The organism is Nonomuraea sp. NPDC003709, assembly GCF_040610775.1.
Lineage (GTDB): Bacteria > Actinomycetota > Actinomycetes > Streptosporangiales > Streptosporangiaceae > Nonomuraea > Nonomuraea angiospora_A.
The window spans coordinates 657,773-679,952 of record NZ_JBEXMW010000004.1; the positions used below are offsets into that span (position 1 = coordinate 657,773).

General features: G+C 70.8%; 20 protein-coding genes. 12 read left to right on the forward strand and 8 right to left on the reverse strand.

All coding sequences use genetic code 11. The features are described 5' to 3' along the window. Positions 1-52: 52 nt before the first annotated feature. From ABZX61_RS15775 to ABZX61_RS15785, 3 genes are all read left to right on the forward strand, one after another. Positions 53-2,923 (forward strand): Tat pathway signal sequence domain protein, encoded by a 2,871-nt coding sequence (locus ABZX61_RS15775; protein ID WP_355194971.1) that lies wholly within the window; start codon positions 53-55, stop codon positions 2,921-2,923. A gap of 165 nt (positions 2,924-3,088) precedes the next feature. After that, entirely contained in the window at positions 3,089-3,418 is a 330-nt protein-coding gene (locus tag ABZX61_RS15780; protein WP_350722185.1) for a DUF485 domain-containing protein, read from the forward strand. After that, positions 3,415-5,055 carry a cation acetate symporter gene (locus tag ABZX61_RS15785; protein WP_355194973.1) on the forward strand — a complete coding sequence of 547 codons (1,641 nt, stop codon included), beginning with the start codon at positions 3,415-3,417 and terminating at the stop codon, positions 5,053-5,055. Before ABZX61_RS15780 ends, ABZX61_RS15785 begins: the two co-directional genes overlap by 4 nt. Positions 5,056-5,153: 98 nt before the next feature. On the opposite strand, the gene ABZX61_RS15790 is transcribed toward ABZX61_RS15785, so the two are convergent. After that, positions 5,154-6,647 (reverse strand): APC family permease, encoded by a 1,494-nt coding sequence (locus ABZX61_RS15790; protein WP_355194975.1) that lies wholly within the window; start codon positions 6,645-6,647, stop codon positions 5,154-5,156. A 149-nt stretch (positions 6,648-6,796) separates the two neighbouring features. Between ABZX61_RS15790 and ABZX61_RS15795 the strand changes: the two genes are divergently transcribed. After that, the gene (locus ABZX61_RS15795) at positions 6,797-7,786 is read left to right on the forward strand and encodes a hypothetical protein (RefSeq protein WP_355194977.1); all 990 of its coding nucleotides are present in this window, start codon (positions 6,797-6,799) and stop codon (positions 7,784-7,786) included. Here ABZX61_RS15795 and ABZX61_RS15800 read toward each other — a convergent pair. The 3 genes from ABZX61_RS15800 to ABZX61_RS15810 are packed head-to-tail and all read right to left on the reverse strand — an operon-like array spanning position 7,728 to position 10,263. Beyond that, positions 7,728-8,453 (reverse strand): DUF998 domain-containing protein, encoded by a 726-nt coding sequence (locus ABZX61_RS15800; protein WP_355194979.1) that lies wholly within the window; start codon positions 8,451-8,453, stop codon positions 7,728-7,730. The genes ABZX61_RS15795 and ABZX61_RS15800 overlap by 59 nt on opposite strands. 56 nt (positions 8,454-8,509) lie before the next feature. Continuing rightward, the gene (locus tag ABZX61_RS15805) at positions 8,510-8,857 is read right to left on the reverse strand and encodes a nuclear transport factor 2 family protein (RefSeq protein WP_350722180.1); all 348 of its coding nucleotides are present in this window, start codon (positions 8,855-8,857) and stop codon (positions 8,510-8,512) included. Then, positions 8,854-10,263, reverse strand: a complete 1,410-nt coding sequence (locus ABZX61_RS15810; protein WP_355194981.1) for an MFS transporter — start codon at positions 10,261-10,263, stop codon at positions 8,854-8,856. Before ABZX61_RS15810 ends, ABZX61_RS15805 begins: the two co-directional genes overlap by 4 nt. A gap of 94 nt (positions 10,264-10,357) precedes the next feature. Between ABZX61_RS15810 and ABZX61_RS15815 the strand changes: the two genes are divergently transcribed. After that, positions 10,358-11,062, forward strand: a complete 705-nt coding sequence (locus ABZX61_RS15815; RefSeq protein WP_355194983.1) for a TetR/AcrR family transcriptional regulator — start codon at positions 10,358-10,360, stop codon at positions 11,060-11,062. A 30-nt stretch (positions 11,063-11,092) separates the two neighbouring features. On the opposite strand, the gene ABZX61_RS15820 is transcribed toward ABZX61_RS15815, so the two are convergent. Together ABZX61_RS15820 and ABZX61_RS15825 are read right to left on the reverse strand one after the other, a co-directional pair. Further along, entirely contained in the window at positions 11,093-11,743 is a 651-nt protein-coding gene (locus ABZX61_RS15820; protein ID WP_355194985.1) for a hypothetical protein, read from the reverse strand. Positions 11,744-11,784: 41 nt separating this feature from the next. Further along, on the reverse strand, positions 11,785-12,291 hold the full coding sequence (locus tag ABZX61_RS15825) for a hypothetical protein (RefSeq protein ID WP_355194987.1): 507 nt from the start codon (positions 12,289-12,291) through the stop codon (positions 11,785-11,787). Between the two features lie 455 nt (positions 12,292-12,746). Between ABZX61_RS15825 and ABZX61_RS15830 the strand changes: the two genes are divergently transcribed. The 3 genes from ABZX61_RS15830 (at position 12,747) to ABZX61_RS15840 (ending at position 17,209) form a co-directional block, all read left to right on the forward strand. Next, positions 12,747-13,967 (forward strand): cytochrome P450, encoded by a 1,221-nt coding sequence (locus tag ABZX61_RS15830; RefSeq protein ID WP_355194989.1) that lies wholly within the window; start codon positions 12,747-12,749, stop codon positions 13,965-13,967. Positions 13,968-14,026: 59 nt separating this feature from the next. Then, a complete protein-coding gene (locus tag ABZX61_RS15835; protein ID WP_355194991.1) occupies positions 14,027-16,576 on the forward strand; it encodes a polysaccharide lyase family 8 super-sandwich domain-containing protein in 2,550 nt (849 codons plus the stop codon). Between the two features lie 165 nt (positions 16,577-16,741). Next, complete coding sequence (locus ABZX61_RS15840) at positions 16,742-17,209, forward strand: hypothetical protein (protein ID WP_355194993.1); 468 nt, start codon at positions 16,742-16,744, stop codon at positions 17,207-17,209. Here ABZX61_RS15840 and ABZX61_RS15845 read toward each other — a convergent pair. Continuing rightward, a complete protein-coding gene (locus ABZX61_RS15845; protein WP_355194995.1) occupies positions 17,104-18,492 on the reverse strand; it encodes a hypothetical protein in 1,389 nt (462 codons plus the stop codon). The genes ABZX61_RS15840 and ABZX61_RS15845 overlap by 106 nt on opposite strands. Before the next feature lie 146 nt (positions 18,493-18,638). On the opposite strand from ABZX61_RS15845, the gene ABZX61_RS15850 reads away from it, so the two are divergent. Then, complete coding sequence (locus tag ABZX61_RS15850; RefSeq protein ID WP_355194997.1) at positions 18,639-18,944, forward strand: hypothetical protein; 306 nt, start codon at positions 18,639-18,641, stop codon at positions 18,942-18,944. Between the two features lie 64 nt (positions 18,945-19,008). Then, positions 19,009-19,725 (forward strand): class I SAM-dependent methyltransferase, encoded by a 717-nt coding sequence (locus ABZX61_RS15855; RefSeq protein ID WP_355194999.1) that lies wholly within the window; start codon positions 19,009-19,011, stop codon positions 19,723-19,725. Here the strand turns inward: ABZX61_RS15855 and ABZX61_RS15860 are convergent, their stop codons facing one another. Then, a complete protein-coding gene (locus tag ABZX61_RS15860) occupies positions 19,726-20,514 on the reverse strand; it encodes a class I SAM-dependent methyltransferase (RefSeq protein WP_355195001.1) in 789 nt (262 codons plus the stop codon). It lies immediately after the preceding gene. A gap of 131 nt (positions 20,515-20,645) precedes the next feature. Here ABZX61_RS15860 and ABZX61_RS15865 point away from each other — a divergent pair, with 131 nt between their 5' ends. Next, positions 20,646-21,185, forward strand: a complete 540-nt coding sequence (locus tag ABZX61_RS15865; protein WP_355195003.1) for a dihydrofolate reductase family protein — start codon at positions 20,646-20,648, stop codon at positions 21,183-21,185. Positions 21,186-21,235: 50 nt separating this feature from the next. After that, positions 21,236-22,168, forward strand: a complete 933-nt coding sequence (pip, locus tag ABZX61_RS15870; RefSeq protein WP_355195005.1) for a prolyl aminopeptidase — start codon at positions 21,236-21,238, stop codon at positions 22,166-22,168. Positions 22,169-22,180 lie beyond the last annotated feature (12 nt).

The window sequence follows — 22,180 nt, forward strand, 5'->3', positions numbered from 1 at the left end:
TCTTGCGTGTCATACAGGCGAAAGACCCGATGTCTCGTCTGTGAGGTCCCGCATGACACCCCCATCTCACGACCCGACCCGCCGTGCCGTGCTCGGCGGCTTAGGTTTCGCCCTCGTCCCCGCCGCCCCGGCGCTCGCGGAAACCGAGCCCGCCGAGCCCACCGCGCCCGCCGCGCCCACCGAGCCCACCGGGGCGGCCCGGGGCTGGCAGCTCCGGCAGCGCGTGCCCTGGGCCGAGTTCATGAAGGGCCAGGACCTGCTCTGGGGCAGGATGCCCAGGACCTGGTCCGAGGGCCCGTTCCTCGGCGACGGCCTGCTGGGCAGCATGGTCTACCAGGAGCCCGGCCAGAACAAGATCCGCTTCACCGTCCAGCACGGCCGCGTCCAGGACCACCGGCCCCAGTTCGGCAGCGGCTGGGGCACCTGCCGCCTGCCCGTCGGCCACGTCACCCTCGACCCGGTCGGCACGATCACTGCCGTCGACCTGCGGCTCAGCCTGTGGGACGCCGAGGTCACCGGCACCGTCACCACGGACAAGGGCAAGCTGTCCTTCTCCGCGTTCATCCACGACGAAGTCCTCGTCGCCAAGGCGGAGGCCGGCGGCGAGGAGCAGGTCCGCTGGACCTTCCACCCCGAGGACGCCGTCAGCCCCCGATCCGTCTCCGAGGCCCCGCCCAGCGGCTACACGCCCAACCCGCCCTGGACCACCGCGACCGCGGGCGACGTCGAGCAGGTGCTCCAGCCGCTCACCGGGGGCGGCCAGACCGCCACCGCCTACCGCGTCAAGGACGGGACGCTCCTGGTCACCGTGGGCCACAGCTTCCCGTCCGCGACCGAGGCCCAGGAGAGCGCGCTCGCCAGGATCCGGAACGCGCCGCCGTACGGGATCACGCGGAAGCGGCACCGTAATTGGTGGCACGACTTCTACGGCAAGAGCTTCGTCTCCCTGCCCGACCAGCGGCTGCAGAGCTTCTACTGGATCCAGCTCTACAAGGTCGCCGCCGCCAGCCGGACGGGCGGCCCGGTCATGGCCACCACCGGCCCCTGGCTGGAGTCCACCCCGTGGCCGGCGGTGTGGTGGAACCTCAACGTGCAGCTCGAGTACTGGCTCATCCACGGCTCCAACCACCTGGAGCTCGACTCGCTCACCAGCACGCTCGACCGCAACCGCGACCAGCTCGTCGCCAACGTGCCGGCCGCCTACCGCGCCGACTCGGCCGGGCTGGGACGCAGCTCCGACATGTTCTGCAACCGGAGCGTCGGCACGCCCGGCACGGGCGCCGAGGTGGGCGACCTCACGTGGGCGCTGCACAACGTCTGGCTGACCTACCGGCACACCATGGACGACAAGCTGCTGAGTGACACGGTCTTCCCGCTGCTGCGGCGGGCGATCAACTACTACCTGCACTTCCTGGCCGCCGGCGCGGACGGCAGGTTGCACCTGCCCAGCACGCTCTCACCGGAATACCCGGTCACCCCGCCCCAGGACACCAACTACGACCTGGCGCTGATCCGGTGGGGCTGCCGGACCCTGATCGAGTCGGCCGAGCGGCTCGGGATCGACGACCCGCTCGCGGCGAAGTGGCGGGAGGTGCTGGACACGCTCGTGGACTACCCGGCCGACGCCGACGGCTTCATGATCGGCGCGAGCACGCCGTACGCGCAGTCGCACCGCCACTACTCCCACCTCCTCATGATCTACCCCCTCTACCTGGTCAACTGGGACCAGCCGGAGCAGCGCGAGCTGATCGAGAAGTCGGTCGCCCACTGGCAGTCGCTGACGGGCGCGCACCGCGGCTACAGCTACACCGGCGCGGCCTCGCTCTACGCCATGATGGGCCGGGGCGACACCGCGCTGTCCTATCTGGACCGGTTCTTCGACCCGGCCGCCCGCTACCCGTGCACGGCCAACACCCACTACGCCGAGGCCGGGCCGGTCATCGAGACGCCGCTGTCGGCCGCCCAGTCCCTCCACGACATGCTCTGCCAGAGCTGGGGCGGGATCGTCCGCGTCTTCCCGGCCGTGCCCGCCTCGTGGGCGGACGTCACGATCCACGACTTCCGGACGCAGGGCGCGTTCCTGGTCTCGGCCGTGCGCAAGGGCGGCCGCACCTCGTTCATCCGCATCAGGAGCGTGGCGGGGGCGCCGCTCAGGCTCAGGCACGGGCTCGACGGGCCGGTCACCGCCGTGCTGTCCGACGGCCGTCCCGCTCGGGTGAAGGACCTGGGGGAGGGCGTCGTGGAGATCGCCCTGGGCAAGGGGAGCGAGGTGCTCGTCCACACGGGCGCGCGGCCCGACCCGGTCATCGGACCTGTGCCGGTGAGCAAGCCGGGGGACGCCTGGGGGCTGCCGCCGATCCCGCCTCCCGGGCCCGCCACGCCGGTGGACCTGTCGCCGTACTTCGACAACGACGGCGTCTCCACGCACGAGGCGATGGCGGACGGCGACTTCGACGGGTCCGGCTACACCTATCCGGCCGAGGAGCTGCCGCCCGCCGGGCCGCTCGTTCACGAGGGCCTGAGCTTCGTCTTCCCCGGGTACGGGGCCGGGGCCGGGAACAACGTCGCCGGCCAGGGACAGACGATCACCGTGCCGTCCGGGAAGTACGCCAAGGTCCGGCTGCTGGGCGCGGCCAGTTCCGGGGCCGTCACCTCCACGCTGACCGCCGCGTACGCCGACGGGACCACCGCCCAGGTGCCGTTCGTCCTGCCCGACTGGGGTGGCCAGCCCGGGGCGGGGGCCTCCGAGGTGCTCCGCTGCACCCACCGCCACGGCCGCACGGGCGCCAACTCGCTGCGGGTCGGGTTGTTCGAGGTGCAGGCGGCGCTCGACCCGGCCAGGGAGCTGCGCTCGCTCACCCTGCCCGCGCTCACCCGGCCCCAGCTCCACCTGTTCGCGCTCTCCGTGGAAGCGCCCCGATGAAACGAGCGGTCAACCGCTCGTCGCGCGTAACAGACCTTTCACCGCAAGCCATCCCCAACTAATCGCCGGACCCCAGCGACTCGTCGAACAACGTCACCAGGGGCCTCCACGACGGGTAGGTTGCGCTCTTACGTTGGGCGTGATCCGCATCACAGTGGAGGTCTCGTGACTACTAAAGAACATGACGCGTCGGTCTATGAGGAAGTTCAGGAGAGCAGTGAGTTCCAGGATCTGAAACGGCGATTCCGCGCCTGGACGTTCCCGATGACCGTGGCGTTCCTCGCGTGGTACCTGCTCTACGTGGTGCTGTCCGGCTGGGCGCGCGGCTTCATGGGGATCAAGCTGCTCGGTGAGATCAACGTCGGCCTCGTCTTCGGTTTGCTCCAGTTCGTCTCCACGTTCCTCATCGCGTGGGCGTACGCCAGGCACGCCGAGAAGAAGCTCGACCCGATCGCCGACAAGCTCCGCCACGAGGTTGAGGAGAAGACCAAGTGAGCTCCCACACCCTGGGGATGATCCTCTTCCTCACCTTCGTCGCCGCCACGCTGGGGATCACGTTCTGGGCGAGCCGGCAGACCAAGACGGCCGCCGACTACTACGCCGGCGGGCGGTCGTTCACCGGCGTGCAGAACGGGCTGGCCATCGGCGGCGACTACATGTCGGCCGCCTCCTTCCTCGGCATCGCCGGCATCATCGCGCTGTCCGGCTACGACGGGTTCCTCTACTCGATCGGGTTCCTGGTGGCGTGGCTGGTCGCGCTGCTGCTGGTCGCCGAGCTGATGCGGAACTCGGGCAAGTTCACCATGGCCGACGTGCTGGCCTTCCGGATGAGCCCGCGTCCCGTGCGCACGGCGGCGGGCGTGTCCACCATCGTGGTCAGCATCTTCTACCTGCTGGCCCAGATGGTCGGCGCGGGCGCGCTGGTCGGCCTGCTGCTCGGCATCACCTCCCCGGCGGGCAAGGCGTGGACCATCGTCGGCGTGGGCGCGCTGATGATCGTCTACGTGGTCTTCGGCGGCATGAAGGGCACCACCTGGGTGCAGATCGTCAAGGCCGTGCTGCTGATGAGCGGCGCGGCGCTGGTGACGGTGCTGGTGCTGGGCAAGTTCGGCTTCAACCTGTCGGCCCTGCTCGGCCAGGCCGCCACCACCAGCGGCCCCAAGGCGAACCCGGGCAACTTCCTGATCCCCGGGCTGAAGTACGGCACCGAGGCCCAGGGGCTGGCCGGCAAGATCGACCTCATCAGCCTTGGCCTGGCGCTGGTGCTCGGCACCGCGGGCCTGCCGCACATCCTCATCCGCTTCTACACCGTCCCCACCGCCAAGGACGCCCGCAAGTCGGTCCTGTGGGGCATCGGCATCATCGGCGTGTTCTACCTGCTGACCCTCGTCCTCGGCTTCGGCGCCGCGGCCCTGGTCGGCAAGACCGCGATCGTCGCCGGTGACGCGGCGGGCAACACGGCCGCGCCGATGCTGGCCGAACGCATCGGCCAGGAGATCTTCGGCTCGGTCGGCGGCACGATCCTGCTGGCGCTCATCGGCGCCGTCGCCTTCGCCACGATCCTCGCCGTCGTGGCGGGCCTCACGCTGGCCTCCTCCTCCAGCTTCTCGCACGACCTGTACGCGCACGTCTTCAAGCGCGGCCAGGCCAGCGAGCGCCAGGAGGTCGTGGTGGCGCGCATCTCCGCCCTGGTCATCGGTGCCATCGCGATCGGCCTGGGCATCCTGGCCCAGGGCCAGAACGTGGCCTTCCTGGTCGCCCTGGCCTTCGCCGTCGCGGCCTCGGCCAACCTGCCCGCGATCCTCTACAGCCTGTTCTGGAAGCGGTTCAACACGACGGGCGCGGTCTCGGCCATCTACGGCGGCCTGGTCTCGGCCCTGATCCTGGTCATCTTCTCGCCGGTGGTCTCGGCGCCGGCGCCCCCGGCCGGCGTCAAGCCGACCGCGCTGATCGTCGGCGTGGACTTCCACTGGTTCCCGCTGAGCAACCCCGGCATCCTGTCGATCCCGATCGGCTTCCTGTGCGGGTGGCTCGGCACGATCCTCAGCAAGGAGTACAACGCGGCGAAGTACGCCGAGATGGAGGTCCGCTCCCTCACCGGCGTCGGCGCGGAGAAGGCGACCGAGCACTGACGTTCCCCCTGAAGGCGCCTCACCCTCCCCTCCGAAGGCGCCTGCACCCGAGGGCCCGGCCTCCCAGGAGGCCGGGCCCTTCGCCGTGCCGCCCGGCCTCAGGCGGGCACCCGGCGCCCGACCAGGTACAGCAGGGCGCCCACCAGCAGCGACGCCAGCGCGATCCCGCCGACCAGCCAGAACCACATCCCGTACGCGATCTCGGCGCCGAACAGCGTGACCTTGCCGGCGTCGTTGGAGATCAGCGGCGTCCACGACCCGGAGAGCGTGGCCACCACGCCCACGAGCGAGGCCAGCGCCCCCACGACGGAGGCCACCCAGAACACCGCGGGCGAGGCCAGCCGCCGCGCCTCGAACTGCTCGCGGTAGCGCCGCAGGATGATCAGCACGTCCACGAACAGCACCACGATCGACAGGCACCAGATCACGGTGACCGCGGCCTGCAGGACGTTGTAGACCTCGGTCTGCGCGTCGGCGGGCCCAGTGGCAGTGTTCGCCGAGGCGAAGGGCACCACCACGAACGCCGCCACCGTGAAGACCCCGGCCAGCACGGTCTGGATCCAGACCGCCACGTCCGGCACCTTCTGCGCGTTGACGTGGCTGACCGCCTTCGGCAGCCGCCGGTCCAGCCCGGACACGAAGATCAGCCGGGCGAAGGAGTAGTTGTAGACGACGGTGATGATGAAGAACATGGCCGCCAGCACGAGCGCGACCAGCTTGCCCGCCCAGTCGCCCAGCCCGATCCCCACGGCCTCGGCCACGGCGGTGATGTCCGCCGCCTCCCCGGCGGGCACCGACACCATCACGCCCCAGGTGGCGACCAGGTAGGCGACCATGACGGCCAGCGACCCCCACAGCAGGTACCGGGTCACGGCCCGCTCCTGCCTGATCTCCACCCCCATGTTCAGCGGCACCTCGACGCCCAGCAGCGCCAGCACGGCCAGGCCGAAGAAGCTCCAGCTCGCGAAGTTGAGTCCGTGCTCGGCCGACGGGCTCCAGGCCGCGAAGTCCCACGGGTTCGTGGCCGCCGGGTGCCCCTGGGCCAGGTGCGCGATCCCGGCCGCGAACATCAGCAGGATCGCCAGCCCGTACGCCAGGAAGACGACGTTCACCACGTTCTGCGTCAACCGGAAGCGCAGGACCGCCAGCACGGCCGCGAGCAGCAGGATCGCCACGATCAGCCCGCCCTGTGCCGCCACGGACAGCTCCCCGAGCGCGGGGAAGACGTAGCCGAGGAACGAGATCGTCAGCGTCCCGGTCGCCACCATCACCAGCACGCCCGGCCACCAGGCGCAGAACCCGGCGAAGAATCCCCAGAACGGCCCGAACGCCTTGGTCGTCCAGAGGTAGATGGAGCCCTCGCCGGGGAACATGGCGCCGAGCTGGCCCGTGACGATCGCGCACGGGACGAGGAACAGCGCGAACGCGATGATCCACCACCCGAACGCGGCCGGGCCCGCGGACTGGATGACGGCGGCGTTCGTGATGAACAGGACGATCGATACGAAGATCGCCACCATGTCGAAGGTGGTCAGCACCCGCGGCAGGATCCCGCCGGCCACCCGCTCGGACAGCAGCTCGTTCTCGGTCATGGGCGACCTCCTACCTGCAAAGATCCGCCGGGCCACGGCCGTCGTCAAGCACGTGCGCCCGGCAGGTGATTACATCACGAATATCTTTACATCAGTTGTAACTTTACTCGAAGTGGTGTTATCTGGAGGTCGTGACAACGACTCACCAGATGCCCTTACTCGCTCGCGTGGCGCCCGCGATCGGGCTGTTCTTCCTGGCGCCGCTGACCGCCGAGTTCCTGATGGGGAACATGGCGATCACCAATGTCGGGGTGCTGGTCGGCACCGTTCCCCTCTACGGGACCGGCGCCCTGCTCATCCGCGAGGCGGTCCGGCGGACCGGGCGCGGCTGGCCGGCCATGCTGGCGTTCGGGCTGGCGTACGGGATGTTCGAGGAGGCGTTCCTCACCCAGACGTTGTGGAACCAGGCCTGGTACGGGGTGCGCATCCTCGACTACGGCTACGTTCCCGCGCTGGGGACCGGGGTGCCCTGGTTGATGTTCATGGTGGGGGTGCACACCGTCTGGAGCATCAGCGTCCCGATCGCGGTCATGGAGACGCTGGCCGGTCCGCGCCGCACCGAGCCGTGGCTGCAGAAGCGCGGCTTCTGGGCCGTGGCGGTGTTCTTCGCGATCTACTTCGGCCTCGGAGCCTTCGTCACGGGCGCGCTCGGCGGCTGGTTCGCCACCCCGATCCAGTACGCCGGGGCCGGTGTGCTGGTCGTCGCGCCCATCGTGCTCGGCCTGCGCCTGCGCCGCACCGCCCCCTCCGTCGCGGGGCGGGCGCCGGGCCCGTGGGTGGTGTTCGTGTTCGCCCTGGCGGCCGGCGCGTTCTTCGTGCTCCTCTACGCGTGCGACCCCACCGGCCTGTCGCCCTGGCTGGCCGGGCTGCCGGTCCCGGCGTGGCTGAGCGTGCTGCTCTATCTGGCGTTGTTCGCCGGGGTCGGCGTCCTGGTGAGACGCTGGTCGCACGGCTCCGGCTGGTCGGACGCGCACCGGCTGGCGCTCGCGGCGGGGGCCATGCTCACGTACGCGTGGCACTCGTTCCCGTGGAAGGTGATCGTGCCCGCGAGCCCGGCGGCCGACCTGACCAGCAATGCGATCATGACGGTCGCCGCGGTCGTCCTGCTGGTGTTCGCGGCCCGGCGGGTCGCCGCCTGAGCAGCCAGAGCGCCAGCAGGGTCAGCCAGGCCCAGCCGATGGTCACCGCGACGCGCTGGAAGAGCCCGCCGTGGGCGACCAGTGCCGGGTTCTGGCTGAAGGCGATCGTGGCCAGCGCCATCGCGACCGTGAACCCGGCCCCGCTGGCGGCCGAGTACGCCGCCCACCCGAGCTTCCGGTCCCGCGCGAACCCGACCGCGAAGACCAGGCAGGCCGCGATCAGCGCTGCGAATCCCGCCAGCGAGAGGTAGTCGTGCAGCGCCGCGTGCGTGCTGCCGTGCTCGGTCAGCAGGTCGGGGGTGCCCTGCGGGTAGCCGCTCACCGGGTCGGTGGTGAACACCCCGGCGCCGATCAGGCCGGCGCCCCAGACCCCCACCAGGGCCGGGCCCCAGACCTTGTGGAGCGCCCGCCGCAGCCCGGCGGCGAAGGCGAGCATCAAGAGGCCGGCCACGACGAAGTTGACGGCCTGCACCCAGCCGCCCGGCCCGAGCGCGAGCGAGCTGACCGGGTGGCGCAGCGGGTCGTAGTGGGCGCGGAGGGCGCCCTCGACGAGGAACGCGATGACGAACAGCGGCCCGGCGACCACCCCGCACAGCAGCAGCCGGCTGGGCGTCGGGTCGCCGGGCCCCGCGATGGGGGCGGGGCCCGGAGGTGTGAGAGTTCGCATGCTTGTCAAGCTAGACTGACAGGCGAGTCGCTGTCAATCCAGCCTGACAAGGAGGCTCATTCGAAGAAACCGACCACGCGGCTGATGCGGTCGCCCGCGAACTCCACGACGTCGTAGCCGGTGGCCACCGGCGTCTCCGAGCCCGGCGCGCCGAGCCGCCAGGTGAACAGCGCCGTGTCGTGATGGGCGCCGACCAGCGTGCCGAGGGTGAACACCAGGTCGCCGAAGTTCTCCTGGGCCCGGCCGATCGCCTCGGACAGCTCCGCGTGCCCGCGCAGCCCGGCGTAGTCGGGGTCGGAGTAGACGGAGTCGTCGGTGAGCACGGTCTTGATCAGGAGGTCCCGGGCAGCGGCGTCGCGCTCGTTCCAGACGTCCAGGTACCTGCCGATGAGGTCGTCGATCATGACGTGATTCCTTCCGTGGTTCGGTTCGGTTCGAGTGCCTGGGCGGCGAGGCCGCCCAGGGCGGTGGCGGCCGCGGCGGCCCAGCCGGCCGCGTGCAGCCCGCCCAGCAGATCGGAGGAGGAGGCGGTGGCGACGGCGACGAAGACGGCCAGCCCCATCGCGCCGCCGACCTCCTTGGCGGTGCTGGCCAGGCCCGACGCGACGCCCTGCGCCTCCGGCGCCACCCCGGCGCCGGCCGCCGCGAACAGGGCGACGAAGGCCACGCCGCCGAAGAATCCCCAGACGAGGCTGCCCGGCATCAGCGTCCAGAAGCCGCCGCCCGCGGGCATGCCCGCGGTCAGCAGGGCGATCCCGGCTGCGGCGCCGAGCATGCCGACGCTGAGCGTCGTACGGATCCCCCACCTGCCGAGCATCACCGGGGCGGCCTTCAGCGCGGCGGCCATGCAGACGAGGGTGAGCGGCAGGAACGTCAGCCCCGCCTCCAGGGCGCTGTAGCCGAGGACCGGCTGCAGGTACGTGGTGAGCACGTAGTAGGCGCCGCCCAGCGTGCCCTGGAACACGGCGATCACCACCATCGTGGTGGCCGGGCCGCGCCGCCGGACCAGCCGCAGCGGGATCAGCGGATCCCGGCCACGCGCCTCGACCAGGACCAGCAGCCCCAGCAGCGCCAGGCCCGCGACCAGCGACCCGGCGCCGCGCACCGACCCCCATCCGGCCTCCGGCCCGCTCGCCAGGCCGAACACCACCAGCGTCGACCCCGCCGTCGCCAGCAGCGCGCCCGGCACGTCGAACCCGCGCACTCCGGACGCGGGACGGCCGTCGGAGGGGAGCAGCCGGGGCGCGGCGAGGACGGCGCCGACGGCCAGGGGGACGTTCACGAAGAACACCCACTCCCAGCCCAGGGCACTGGTGAGCACGCCGCCCAGCAGCGACCCGGCGGCCAGTCCGGCGCTGCCGGCCATGCCCCAGGCGCCCAGCGCCCGGTTGCGCGCGGGCCCCTCCTCGAACCCCCGGTAGATCAGCGCGAGCGTGGCCGGGGTGAGCAGCGCCCCGCCGACGCCCTGGACGGCGCGGGCGGCGATCAGCACGCCGGAGCCGGGGGCCAGCCCGCCGGCCAGGGAGGCCACGCCGTACAGCGCCAGTCCGAGCATGAACGTGCGCCGGGCGCCGAGCTTGTCCACGGCCCGGCCGCCGAGCAGCAGCAGCCCGCCGAGCCCGATGGCGTACGCGCTCACCACCCACTGCACGGATCGCGCGCTGAAGCCCAGCGCCGTCCCGATGTCGGGCAGCGCCACGTAAACGATGTTGTAGTCGAGAGCCACGATGAGCTGGGTGAACGCCAGGAGCGCCAGCCTGGGCCCGGAACGGCCCACGTCGGTCGGCGCACGAGAGGTGGCAAACGTCACTCGGGAATCCCCTCTTTTTACACGGCGCGAACTTTCTACACGCCGTTCAATTCGTACACGGGGAACAGTAGCCCAACGCTGTAGACTGTCAAGCGTGGGTGATCAGACGACGATGACCAGGCGCGAGCGGCTGCGCGCGGAGACCACGGCGGAGATCAAGGAGATCGCGCTCAAGCTCATGGCGGCCGGCGGCCCCGACGCCATCTCGCTGCGCGCCATCGCCCGCGACATGGGCATGACGGCCGGCGCGATCTACAGCTATTTCGCCACCCGCGACGACCTGGTCACCACGCTCATCGCCGACCTCTACACGGCCCTGGTGGACAGGGCGGAGGCCGCCCGCGACGCCGTTCCCGCCGCCGACCCGGGCGGCCGCGTCCTGGCCTGGGCGCAGACCGTACGCGAGTGGGCCCTGGCCAACCCGCAGGGCTTCCGTCTCATCTACGGCGACCCGGTCCCCGGCTACCAGCCCCCGGAGGACAGCCCGGCGAACGAGGCCGAGCACCGGGCATGCCGGGGGCTCACGGGCCTGGTCGCGGCGGCCTGGACCGGGCCGGGCCCGGGCTCCTACACCTGGTCCGACTTCGACCCCGGCCTGGCGGCGGACATCCGGGCCACGTTCCCGGACCTGCCGCCGGACGCGGTGGCGCTCACGCTACGGGTGTGGGGTCGCATGCACGGCCTGGTCGCGCTGGAGATCTACGGCCACCTGCGCACGCTCACGCGCGATCCGGCCGCGATCTACCGCGACGAGATGATCGACCTGATCACGTCCCTCGGCCTGACCTCACCCGCCTGACCTCACCCGCCTGACCTCAGCTGCCTGACCTCAGCCGCCTCCGGGGCGGAGAAATTTGGTACGGGCGTCGGTGGGGACCGCGGCCATCATCTCCAGGACCTCCGGCGTGATCACCGGGCCGTCCCCGAGCCGGATCGCGCCGATGCGGCTCTTCACCTGCCCGTCGACCGGGTCGACGGCCTCGAAAGTACGCCGGTCGAGGTCGTCGGGAAAACTGAGACGAAAGACGCCGAGCCCTTCTTCGATTTCGTAGGAGTGGTCATCGACCTTTCGATAACCGTGCTCCACGGGATCGCCCGTCGGGCCGAAGGCGTCCGCCAGAACGGCCGTGACGTTCGGCGAGGCGGGCAGCGGCAATCTGTTGATCCGCCTCGACGACGCGTCCCAGCGGAGCATTTGCTGCTGCCCGGCCCGCCATCTGGACCAGCTGATGAGCCGGCCGTTCTCGTCGATCTGGGCGGCGGCAAATTCGATGACCGCCGCTCCGGCCGCCTCGATGTCCATCAATATCCGGGACCGCTGCCGGTGAATTGCGCCGTCCGGGTCATTGCTGAACTCGTCCAGACTGAACTGCACGCCGATCGTACGAATTCGCTCATTCATTTTTCGTCCGGAGTCGATCCGGGCGCTCGAGCCGCCGCACAGCACCACCGCCAATGTCGATATGGCGACCAGCGCCACCAGAGATGGAGGACGCGGACCCCTCAGGCGGGGAGCCGCTTTCAACACGTTATCCTGATCACATTGCTGCTGGTCCGGTCACTGCCCGTCGTGCCGTCCCGCCACCAGATCTTGTGCTCCGTCTCCGTCTGGTAGTTGTACGTGCCCGAACTCGCGCAGTTCCAGACGGAGCTGGAGAAGGCCGACGCCCGCCCCCTGACCTCCGTCGGGTCGTCCTTCAGTCGCTGCCAGCCCCAGAATCTATGGCGGATCAGTCTCGCGTTGACGTACAGTTTCGGCTCCGCCGAGAGGCATTGATTGTATCCCTCTGCCGCGATCTGGGTTCTGCCGGTGACGCGTTCCGGGTTCTCCGACCTGACCCAGCAGCCTTCCGGCTGCCGGGCCGAATTTCTGGGGGTGAGCCGTTTCTGGGTCGACTGCGTTTCCTGCAGACCGGGCTCCGGAGAAGGAGCCGCCATGGCCTCGGCCGGGCATGCGGAAAAAAGGATCATTCCGAGGGTGAGGGCCGCCGCTGATCCGGGAATTCTGGATTTTTTTCGTCTGGACACGCCGCGGCCTCCCCTGGTCGAGTCTTTTCCCCGTTCGACTGTTGGGGACGCTAGGCTTATGGCCGGAGCCGGTCAAGGACTATTGACAGTTCTCGTCTGCCGTTAATGCCTGTGCCCTTGCGTCGGCCATACCGCCGGGAGGGCGGCGATGATGGGCCACCTGGGCGACTCCGCCGGCGCCCGTGACGTGGCCACGCCGCGCGCCTCGCGCTCCGCAGTCGCCGCAACGGCCCTCCCGAGACCCTGGCCACCTCCCGGGACCTCGCCAGCCCCTCACCCGCGCCACCCGCGCCCGCTGGGCGGCCGAGAACCCGTCGGTCTGAACCCCCGACCAGCACGGTCGAACGCAAGGTAACCATCACGTCACTGAACACCGGCCCCTGTTGTTTCTTGATCACTGCGGATATTTGATGGGACGGCTGGTCACTTACCGACTTACTCCCCAAGGGCGGCAAATGACAACGAACCTCCCCTCGTTCCCCGCCGTGGACGAGAACCCGCTCGACACCTGCATCCGGTTCCGGGAGATCGCTCCCGTGGTCGAGGTGGAGTTCCCAGGGGGTGTGCCCGCCTACCTGGCCCTGACCCACAAGGCCGTACGGGAGATCCTCGCCGGCGACAACAGGACCTTCCTCAGGGATCCCCGGCACTGGCCCGCCCTGCACGACGGATCGATCCCCGAGGACTGGCCGCTGCGCGCCATCATCCAGGGCGGTCACCTGTCCACCATGGACGGCGGCGACCACAGGCGCCTGCGCGGTCTGATCAGCAGCGCGTTCACGCCGTCCCGGGTGCAGGCCCTGGAGCCGCGGATCCAGCAGATCATCGATGAGCTGCTCGACGAGGTGGTGGCCGCCGGCGACGGCGTCGACCTGGTGCCCGCCTTCACCGAGGCGCTGCCGATGTGGGTGATCTGCGAGTTGTTCGGCATCCCCGCCGAGGACCGGCTCCGCCTGCGGAACTGGACCTCCACGCTGCTCGCCCACACCACCCCGCCGGAGGTGGCGTTCGCGACGCAGAACGACCTCCAGGCCTTCCTGCACGAACTGGTGGAGCGCAAGCAGCGGGAACCGGGCGACGACCTCACCTCCGGCCTGGTCCAGGCGCGCGACGAGGGTGACAAGCTCACCACCGACGAACTGGTCGGCGTACTGTGGATCATGCTCGTCGCCGGCCACGAGACCACCGTCCACCTGCTCGGGTACGCCGTCGTGGCGCTGGCCCGGAATCCCGATCAGCTCGCGCTGGCCAAGGCGGAGGAGCGGTGGGCCGACGTGGTCGAGGAGACCGTGCGCTACCGCCACTCGGTGATGATGACCAGCTTCCGTTTCACGGCGGAGGACGTGACCGTCGCCGGGGTGCACATCCCCAAGGGCCAGGCCGTGGGCGTGGTCTACCAGGCGAGCGGCGTCGATCCGGTGGAGTACGGGGAGAGCGCGAACGCGTTCGACATCACCCGCGAGCAGACCGGGAACCTCGGCTTCGGCCACGGCCCGCGCTACTGCATCGGGGCGCCCCTGGCCCGGCTGGAGAGCCGGCTGGCGCTCGCCACGCTGTACCGGCGGCTGCCGGGGCTCAGCCTCGCGATCGACCCCGACGACATCCCGTACTCCCCGTCGTTCTTCACGATCGGCCCGCTGTCGCTGCCGGTCAACCTCGGTGTCGCTCAGCCCTGACGTGCCGCCGGGCTGGGAGCATGGATTTCGCCTCCCTGGCCCGGCGAAAGGGATCATGTATGGTGAGCCCGGCATATCCCCCCAACGGCCTGGAGCTCGCCGTGCCGCACATGTCCCGCCGCCAGGTTCTCTCCCTGCTCCCCGCCGCCGGTCTGCTCGCCGCGGCCGGCCCCGTACGCGCCGCCGCGGGGATCGACCACGCGCGGCTGCTCGCCAACACCGTGGCGATCTTCGCGGGTACCCCGGAGGTCAACGCCCGGCCCGAGGTCGCCGGCAAGCTCGCGTCGATCACCGCGACCGCCCGGCAGCGGCTGACCGCCATGGACCAGGCAGGCACCGGGGAGCTGTTCTCCGGACTGAGGCTCGGCACCGACGACGCCAACCTGCGGCTGGCGTACCAGTACCTGTTCGAGATCGCGCTCGCGACCCGCACGCCGGCCGGGCAGCTCGACGGTGACACCGCCGTCCAGCGGCGGGTCCTCGACGGCCTGCAGTGGTTGCACGAGCGCTACTACGGCGACCAGTCGGCGGGCTACTACGGCAACTGGCACAACTGGGAGATCGGCATCTCCACCCACGTGAGCAGGACCCTGGCCCTGCTGGCTGACCGCGTACGGGAGGACCGGCCCGACCTGACGGCGACGTACATCGCCTCGATGGACGCCTACCTGCGCAACGGCAAGAACGGCGACGTCGACCTCGACTCGCGCTTCCACACCGGGGCGAACCTGGCCGACATCACCGCCAACCGGATCGTGCAGGGCGCGCTCACCGGCGACGACGCCCGCGTCGGCAAGGCCATCTCCGACCAGGCCACCGTCTTCGCCACGATCGACCCCTACAACCTCCAGCACGGCAACACCGACGGCTACTACCGCGACGGCTCCTTCATCCAGCACCACTCGGTCGCCTACACCGGTTCCTACGGGAAAGCCCTGCTCACCCGCGTCGTCCAGACCCTCAAGACCCTGGAGGGCGCCACGAGCGGCGGCACCTCCGAGGACCTGGCCGGCGTGGTGTACCGCTGGGTCGCCGACGGCTTCGCCCCGCTGATCTTCGAGGGCTGGATGATGGAGATCGTCAAGGGGCGGGCGGCCTCGCGCACCACCACCGGCTACGCCGACGTCGGGGTGGTCGTGGAGGCCGTCGCCGACCTGGCCGACCACGTCGAGGGCGCCGAGGCCCTCGCGCTGAAGAAGTACGTCAGGTTCCTGCCGGCCGCCGACACGGCCGCCTTCGTCTCCCCGGTCAGCGTCGCCCGGTACGCGGCCATCCGCGCCGACTCCGCCATCCCGGCCGCCGACCTCAATCCGTCCGCGCGCTGCGTGGCGTTCAACTCCATGGACAGGACCGTCCACCGACGGCCCGGCTACGCCTTCGCCCTGGCGCGCAGCTCCGAGCGGATCAGCAAATACGAGTACATGAGCGGCGAGAACCTCATGCCCTGGTTCCAGGGTGACGGCGCGTACTACCTCTACCTCGCGGGGGAGGACCAGCGCGAGGTGTTCGGCGTCGACTACTACACGGCCGTCTCGCCGTACCGGCTGGCCGGGATCACCGCGCCGGTGGAGGAGCGGCGCACGGTGCCCGAGTTGTACGGCCGGCTCTGGTACGAGAACCCGGGCCACCCGCTGAACTTCACCTCCTCCTCGGAGTCCCAGAACACCTACGTGTACTTCCCCAAGGCCGGGAACGTCTTCTCCGGCGGCGCGACGCTCGGCGCGTACGGTGCGGCCGGGATGGTCCAGTCCGACGACGCCGCCTACACCGCCAAACAGGCGGGCATCCTGCCCGACGACTTCGTCGCCTACCGCAACGCCCGCGCGACCAAGTCCTGGTTCATGCTCGACGACGAGATCGTGGTGCTGGCCGCGGGCGTCTCCGGTGAGGGCGGCCGGGCCGCGGTGACCACCGTGGACAGCCGCATCGCCGCCCCGGGCGACGCGGTCGCGCTCACCGGCGAGAGCTGGGGCGGCCGGGCCTGGCAGCCGGGCGACACCACGCCGCCGCGCTGGCTGCGCTACGCCAACGGCACCCGCGCCACCGCGATCGGGTACGCCTTCCTCACCCGGCAGACCGTCGCGGCCGGGCTGGAGACGGTGACCCGCAGCCGCCGAGTCGTGCGCACGTCCAACCCCGACACCGGCGTGACCAAGAACGTCTTCACCGCCTCGATCGCCCACCCCGCCACCGGCGACGTCCCCGCCCTCGCCTACGCCCTGGTCCCGAACGCGACCGAGGCCCGCCTGCGCCGCTACGCGGACGGCCCGCTGACCGTCCTGGCCAACGACCGGCACGTGCAGGCCGTCAGGCACAAGGCGCTCGGGATCGTCGCCGCCAACGTCTTCTCCGACGGCCCCCGCCACGCCGGGCACCTGATCGTCGACGGCCCCGCCTCGGTCATCGTCAAGTCCGGCGAGCGCACGGTCGTCGCCCTCTCGGACCCCACGATGAAACGCGACCGCGTCAACGTCGTCCTGACCGGCGCGCCCCTCAGGCTGGAGGCGGCCGACGAGGGGGTGACGGTACGGCGCGTGCCGGGCGGCACCCTCGTCCAGGCGACGACCCGCCACTCCCACGGCCGCACCTTCACCGCCACCCTGCGCTGACCCGCCGAGCCCGCTCCTCCATCGCGCGGATCGGACGTCGTCAGGGGCTGCCCACCGGCCCCTTATGGTGATCACGGCGGCCGAAGGAGCGCCGGTAGGCGGCGGGCGTGGTGCTCGAAACGGGCCGCGCTTTCCCTCTCGTCCCCCGAGGGGGATGATGCCTTCGTGGCTGGTCGCGACGCGCTGACGGCCGCGGTGATCGCGGCCGGGCGCGACGCCGCCGGTGAGGGATGGGACGGGGCACACCGCATGTACGCCCTGACCGACCGCGACACCTACCTCGGGGTCGCCTACCCCCTGGACCCGCTGGCGGAGGTGCCGCCGGACGCCCTCCTGGCCATCCCCCTCACCCAGCTCGGCCCGGGCGACCTCGGGACGGAGCTGGCCAAGGTGACCTGGCCGGACGACGTGCACGGATGCGTACTGGTGACCGAGGTGACCGTCGTGACCCGCCTCGGCAGGCGGCGGCGCGGCAAGAGCTTCGGCGTACGCCGGGCGCAGCTCGCGGTCGGCGTGTTACGCGACGGCTACCACCTGTCCCTGCTGAGGTTGCGCGACGAGGACGAGTGGCGGCTTTGCCCCGATTCGCTGTCGACCGACGGCCTGGTGACGGCCTTGGCCGGGACGTTCTGATCGGCCGCGCTCCTGAGGATCACGCGCCATCCGGAACGGCCGGGGGAGTGGACCTCGTCGATCCGGACGTTGTCCGAGCCGATCATGACGCCGCGGCCGTCCGGTACGCGCTCGGTCCGGCCGCCGTGGCCCTGGACGACGTCGGCCGCCGTTCTCTTCGCCGTGACGAGCCGCGTCAACATCGCGCCCAGGTCCCGGTCGGTCATCCGGCCCGCCGGGTCTCGATACATCTGGCCGATCGCCCGCATGGCGCCCTCGTTCTCGGCCAGGGCTCGTGCGAGCAGCGCGTCGGGGCGTTCGAGGCGGTAGTGGAAGTGGTTGTTCTGGACGTTGCCCCGGCCGACCACGACGCCCGCGGAGCCGCGTACCACGATCTCGCCGCCGGGGCCGAGGACTCCCGACAGGCGGACGCGCTTCGGCACCGACCTCGCGGTGACGGCGTCGTCGCTGGCCATGACCCTGGCCGCCTCCTTGCCGAGGAGGGAGCGCATGGCGCGGTTGGCGCGGGCGCTGGCGGGGTTCTCGACGAGGTTGGCCAGGGCGCGTTCGTGGGCGGGCGTCGCGGTGAGGACCTTCGCCAGGGAGACCGGGCGGTCGGCGAGCTGGTAGTGGAAGTGGTTGTGCTGCCGGTTGCCCGAACCGACCACCACGCCGCAGGAGCCGCTGATGTCCACCCTGCGGGTCCGCTCGCCCAGCAAGGTCTCCTTGACGGTGACGCCGTCCGCGGACTGCCGCCCGACGGTCAGCACGGTCTCCGCCGCGGCCGGCGACGCGGCGCCCTTCGGTAGCTCGGTCTCCGCCGCGGCCGGTGACTCGGCGCTCTTCGCTAGCGTGGTCCCGCCTCGTACCGGCTGCCCCTCACGCTCCGGCCGCGAGCCCGGCACCTGGGCGATGACCGTCTCCACCCGTCTTCTCAGGCGCGACGCCTTCTCCGAAGGCGTGTCCTCCTGCAGGAGGACGGCCGCCAACGGGTGCCGCGCGGGCTGCCGCCGCAGCTCCGCCTCCAGGCTCTTGATCTCGGTCAGGAGCTTCCGCGCCCGAGCGGACCGGCTCGGCGACGGCGCGCGCTCCTCCAGCCCGCGCACGGCCGCCGTGAGCCGGTCGAGCTCCGCGGCGATCTGCTTGCGCCGCTCCTCGAGGCGTCGTGCCGCCTGCTCGTTCGCCGACGCGCCGAGCGGCGCCGGGTCCGGCCGGGCCTGCGCGGACAGCGACTGAGCCGCCGGCTGGCCCCGCTCCTCCGAGCGTGCCGCCGGTCTCCTGGAATGTCCCCTGTACGCGCCCACGCCGACTCGCCCCCCTGGCCTGCTCCACATTTCTCTCGCGCGCCGCCCGCCGTCAAGGCGATAACCCTGGCCACCACGTATCGGAAAGGTCTTAACAACCAGCCCCGTATAGGCATCGATCATGGTCCGGGCGAATGATGCGAGATATGAAGTGGCGGGTGCTGATGTGGACCGCCGTGGCGGCCGGGGCGGTGGTCGCGGCGGGGCTGGGCGCGTACGTCGCGGTGGCCGGGATGGACAAGGCGGCGGGGCCGGCCGGGGTGATCGCCGCGTTCTGCGAGCTGGCCGCCCTCACGCTCGCCGTCACCGGCTGGATCAGGCAGCGGCAGGCACCCGGGAACGGTGAGCGCGAGGCGCGGACGTCGCCCGGCTCCGGGGCCGTGGTGCACATCCAGGAGGGGAAGGGCGTGCAGATCGGTGACCACAACGAACAGACCAACAACTTCGGATGATCCCGCAGGGCTGTTCGCTGGGACGGGTCGGTTCTATGCACGGTTTCGTCCGGGTTATCCGAGGGTGTTCTTCGACGATCTGATCCGCGCTTTCGGGCTCGACGGCTCCGGACGTCTGCTCGACCTGGGCTGCGGCACCGGCCAGCTGACCATCCCGCTCGCCGGGCACGTCGCGGAGGCGGTCGGCGTCGACCCTGAGCCGGACATGCTCGCCGAAGCCGCCCGCCAGGCGCTCGCGGGCGAGGTCGGCAACGTGACCTGGGTACGCGGTGGCTCGGCGGACCTGCCGGGTGGGCTGGGACGGTTCCGGCTGGTGACCATGGGGCGCTCGTTCCACTGGATGGAGCGGGAGCGGGTGCTGGAGGCGCTGGCCGGCATGGTGGAGGACGACGGCGGTGTGGTGATCGCCAATGACGGTTGCCTGGCGCGGCCGATCACCGCCTGGCAGCACGCCATCGAAGAGGTGCAGCACCGGTTCCTGGGCCCGCTCCCCGAGACAGGTGCCGGGACGCCGGCCAGGCCGCATGGGGCGGTGCTGGCTGATTCGCCGTTTCCCCACGTCGCCCGGGAGGTCCATGAGTTCGAGCGGTCATGGACGGCGGAGCGGATCATCGGCTACCTGTATTCGACGTCGCTGCCGCTGCGGCGGCTGCTCGGCGATCGGCGGCCCGCCTTCGAGCGGGCGATCGCCGACGCCCTGCTCGAAGCCGACCCGACCGGCCGGTTCCTCGAACCGGTGCGCCTCGAAGTGCTGCTGGCCCGGAAGAGACCCTTGGGCTGATCAGCGCGGCGGTACGGCGGCCACGGCGAGAAGGTGGGCACTGACGTTGATCATCAGAGGGTCCTGCTCGGCGATGCGGGCGCACTGGAGCGCCGCGTCCACAAGCTGATCGAATTCGCGTTCCCCGGCGACGTCCAGAGCAGGCCAGGCAGGCCCTTCGACTCCGTACACGTGCACGTCCTTCAGCCCCGTGCTCTCCAGTTCGGCTCTCAGCTCGTCCGCGGTGTGGAAATGGGTGGGCATGAAGCCCACGTGCCCGTCGTAGTCCCCGGTGGTGATGACCTGCCTCACCGCGGGCGCCATCTCCGTGGTGAGCCGTCCTGTCGTGCCGGTCTCCAGGAGCGACAGGTAGCGGCTGATGGCGGCGGCCACCACGAGGCCTCCCGGACGCAGCACCCGCCGGGCTTCGGCGAGCGCCTGGGAGCGGTCGGCCGCTTCGGTCAAGTGGTAGAGCGGGCCGAACAGCAGGACGACGTCCGCGCTCTGATCCGGGGCACGGAGCTCACGGGCGTCGCCCAGCTCCGCGGTGACGCCGGGCAGGGCCGCCGCGGCTTCGACGTGAGCGGGCACCGGATCGACCAGGTGCACGTCGTAGCCGTCCGCGGCCAGCCACTGCGCGTGTATCCCCGTGCCGCCGCCGACGTCGAGGATGCGCGCCGGCGGCCGCGTCAACGTGCGCCTCAGCAGCTCTTGCGTACGCCGGTACTCCAACATGCCGTGCGGCGATCTCGTGAGGCGTGTGCTCTCGGAGGTCGCCTTCGTGTAGTGCTCCACAAGCTCGATGGTCACGGGATCCATGGTGCCAGCGGGGATCCGGCGGAGGCGCTGTCGCTTCTGTACAAGATGCGCGCGTTCCTCGCTGCCTATGCTCTGAGCACGCCGAACGGGGCGAACTCCTCCAAGACGCAAGGAACGGAACCATGGCTAAGATCATTTCGAGCTTCTTCATCTCCCTCGACGGCGTGGTCGAGTCGCCCGACCAGTGGCACTTCCCGTACTGGAACGACGAGATGGGCGCCGTCGTCGAGGCGGGCATGCAGAGCGCGGCGGCGATGCTGATGGGCCGCAAGCTGTACGACGAGTGGTCCGCGTACTGGACCTCGGCGGAGGCCGACAAGGAGATCGCCGCGACCTTCAACGCCCTTCCCAAGTACGTCGTGTCGAGCACCCTGGAGAAGGCGGACTGGGAGAACACCACCGTCGTCAACGGTGACGTCGCCGCCAGGCTGCGCGAGCTCAAGGAGCAGGTCGACGGCGACATCCAGATGTCCGGCTCCGCGACGACCGTGCGGTGGCTGCTGGCCAACGGGCTGCTCGACGAGCTCAACCTGCTCGTCCACCCGATCGCCGTCGGTCATGGGCAGCGGCTGTTCGAGGACGGCCCGACCCACGCGCTGAAGCTGGTCACGTCCGAGACGTTCGAGACCGGCGTGCTCAACCTGCGCTACGAAGCGCCTTGAGGACGGTCACGACGCCGTCCCCAAGCCCGGCGGGCGTTACCTTGGCGCCTATGTATTCTCCGATCGAAGCGTACGACCAGGGCATGCTCGACGTGGGCGACCGCAACCAGGTCTACTGGGAGGTGAGCGGCAACCCGGCGGGCAAGCCGGCGTTGGTCGTGCACGGCGGTCCCGGGGGCGAGTTCTCGGCCAACTGGCGGCGCTTCCACGACCCCGAGGTGTACCGGATCGTCCTGTTCCACCAGCGGGGGTGCGGGCGCAGCACGCCGAACGCCGGGCTGCCGGAGACCGACCTGTCGGTCAACACCACTCAGCACCTCATCGCCGACATGGAGCTCCTGCGGGCGCACCTGGGCATCGAGAAGTGGCAGCTGGTCGGGGCCTCGTGGGGCTCGACCCTGAGCCTGGCCTACGCGCAGCGGCACCCGGAACGGGTGAGCGAGGTGATCCTGATGGCGGTCACCGCGAGCCGCCGCAAGGAGATCGAGTGGATCACCCGGGACGTGGGACGGGTCTTCCCCCAGGAGTGGGAGCGCTTCCGCGACGCAGTGCCGGAACAGGACCGTGACGGGAACCTGGCCGCGGCCTACGCCAGGCTCCTGGCCGACCCGGGCACCTGTGAGAAGGCCGCCCGCGACTGGTGCGACTGGGAGGACACCCACGTGAGCCTCGACCCGCAGTACCAGCCGAACCCGCGCTTCCAGGATCCCGTCTTCCGGATGACGTTCGCGCGGCTGGTGACCCACTACTGGGGCAATGACTGCTTCCTGCCGGAGAAGGGCGACCTGGTGGAGCAGGCTCACCTGCTGAAGGGGATCCCGGGGGTGCTGATCCACGGCAGGCTCGACGTGAGCGGGCCGCTCGAGACCGCTTGGGAGCTCCACAAGAGCTGGCCGGGCAGCGAGCTCGTGGTCTGCGGCGAGGGACACGGCGGGAGGGACATGGTGGCGGAGGTGGTCGCCGCGACGGACCGTTTCCGCTGAAAAACCCCGGGA

Coding starts and splice junctions, on each gene's coding strand:
- ABZX61_RS15795 (WP_355194977.1), top strand. CDS start 6,797: ATGCCCTTACTCGCTCGCGTGGCGCCCGCGATCGGGCTGTTCTTCCTG.
- ABZX61_RS15850 (WP_355194997.1), top strand. CDS start 18,639: ATGAAGTGGCGGGTGCTGATGTGGACCGCCGTGGCGGCCGGGGCGGTG.
- ABZX61_RS15835 (WP_355194991.1), top strand. CDS start 14,027: ATGGTGAGCCCGGCATATCCCCCCAACGGCCTGGAGCTCGCCGTGCCG.
- ABZX61_RS15790 (WP_355194975.1), bottom strand. CDS start 6,647: ATGACCGAGAACGAGCTGCTGTCCGAGCGGGTGGCCGGCGGGATCCTG.
- ABZX61_RS15800 (WP_355194979.1), bottom strand. CDS start 8,453: ATGCGAACTCTCACACCTCCGGGCCCCGCCCCCATCGCGGGGCCCGGC.
- ABZX61_RS15865 (WP_355195003.1), top strand. CDS start 20,646: ATGGCTAAGATCATTTCGAGCTTCTTCATCTCCCTCGACGGCGTGGTC.
- pip (WP_355195005.1), top strand. CDS start 21,236: ATGTATTCTCCGATCGAAGCGTACGACCAGGGCATGCTCGACGTGGGC.
- ABZX61_RS15805 (WP_350722180.1), bottom strand. CDS start 8,857: ATGATCGACGACCTCATCGGCAGGTACCTGGACGTCTGGAACGAGCGC.
- ABZX61_RS15775 (WP_355194971.1), top strand. CDS start 53: ATGACACCCCCATCTCACGACCCGACCCGCCGTGCCGTGCTCGGCGGC.
- ABZX61_RS15830 (WP_355194989.1), top strand. CDS start 12,747: ATGACAACGAACCTCCCCTCGTTCCCCGCCGTGGACGAGAACCCGCTC.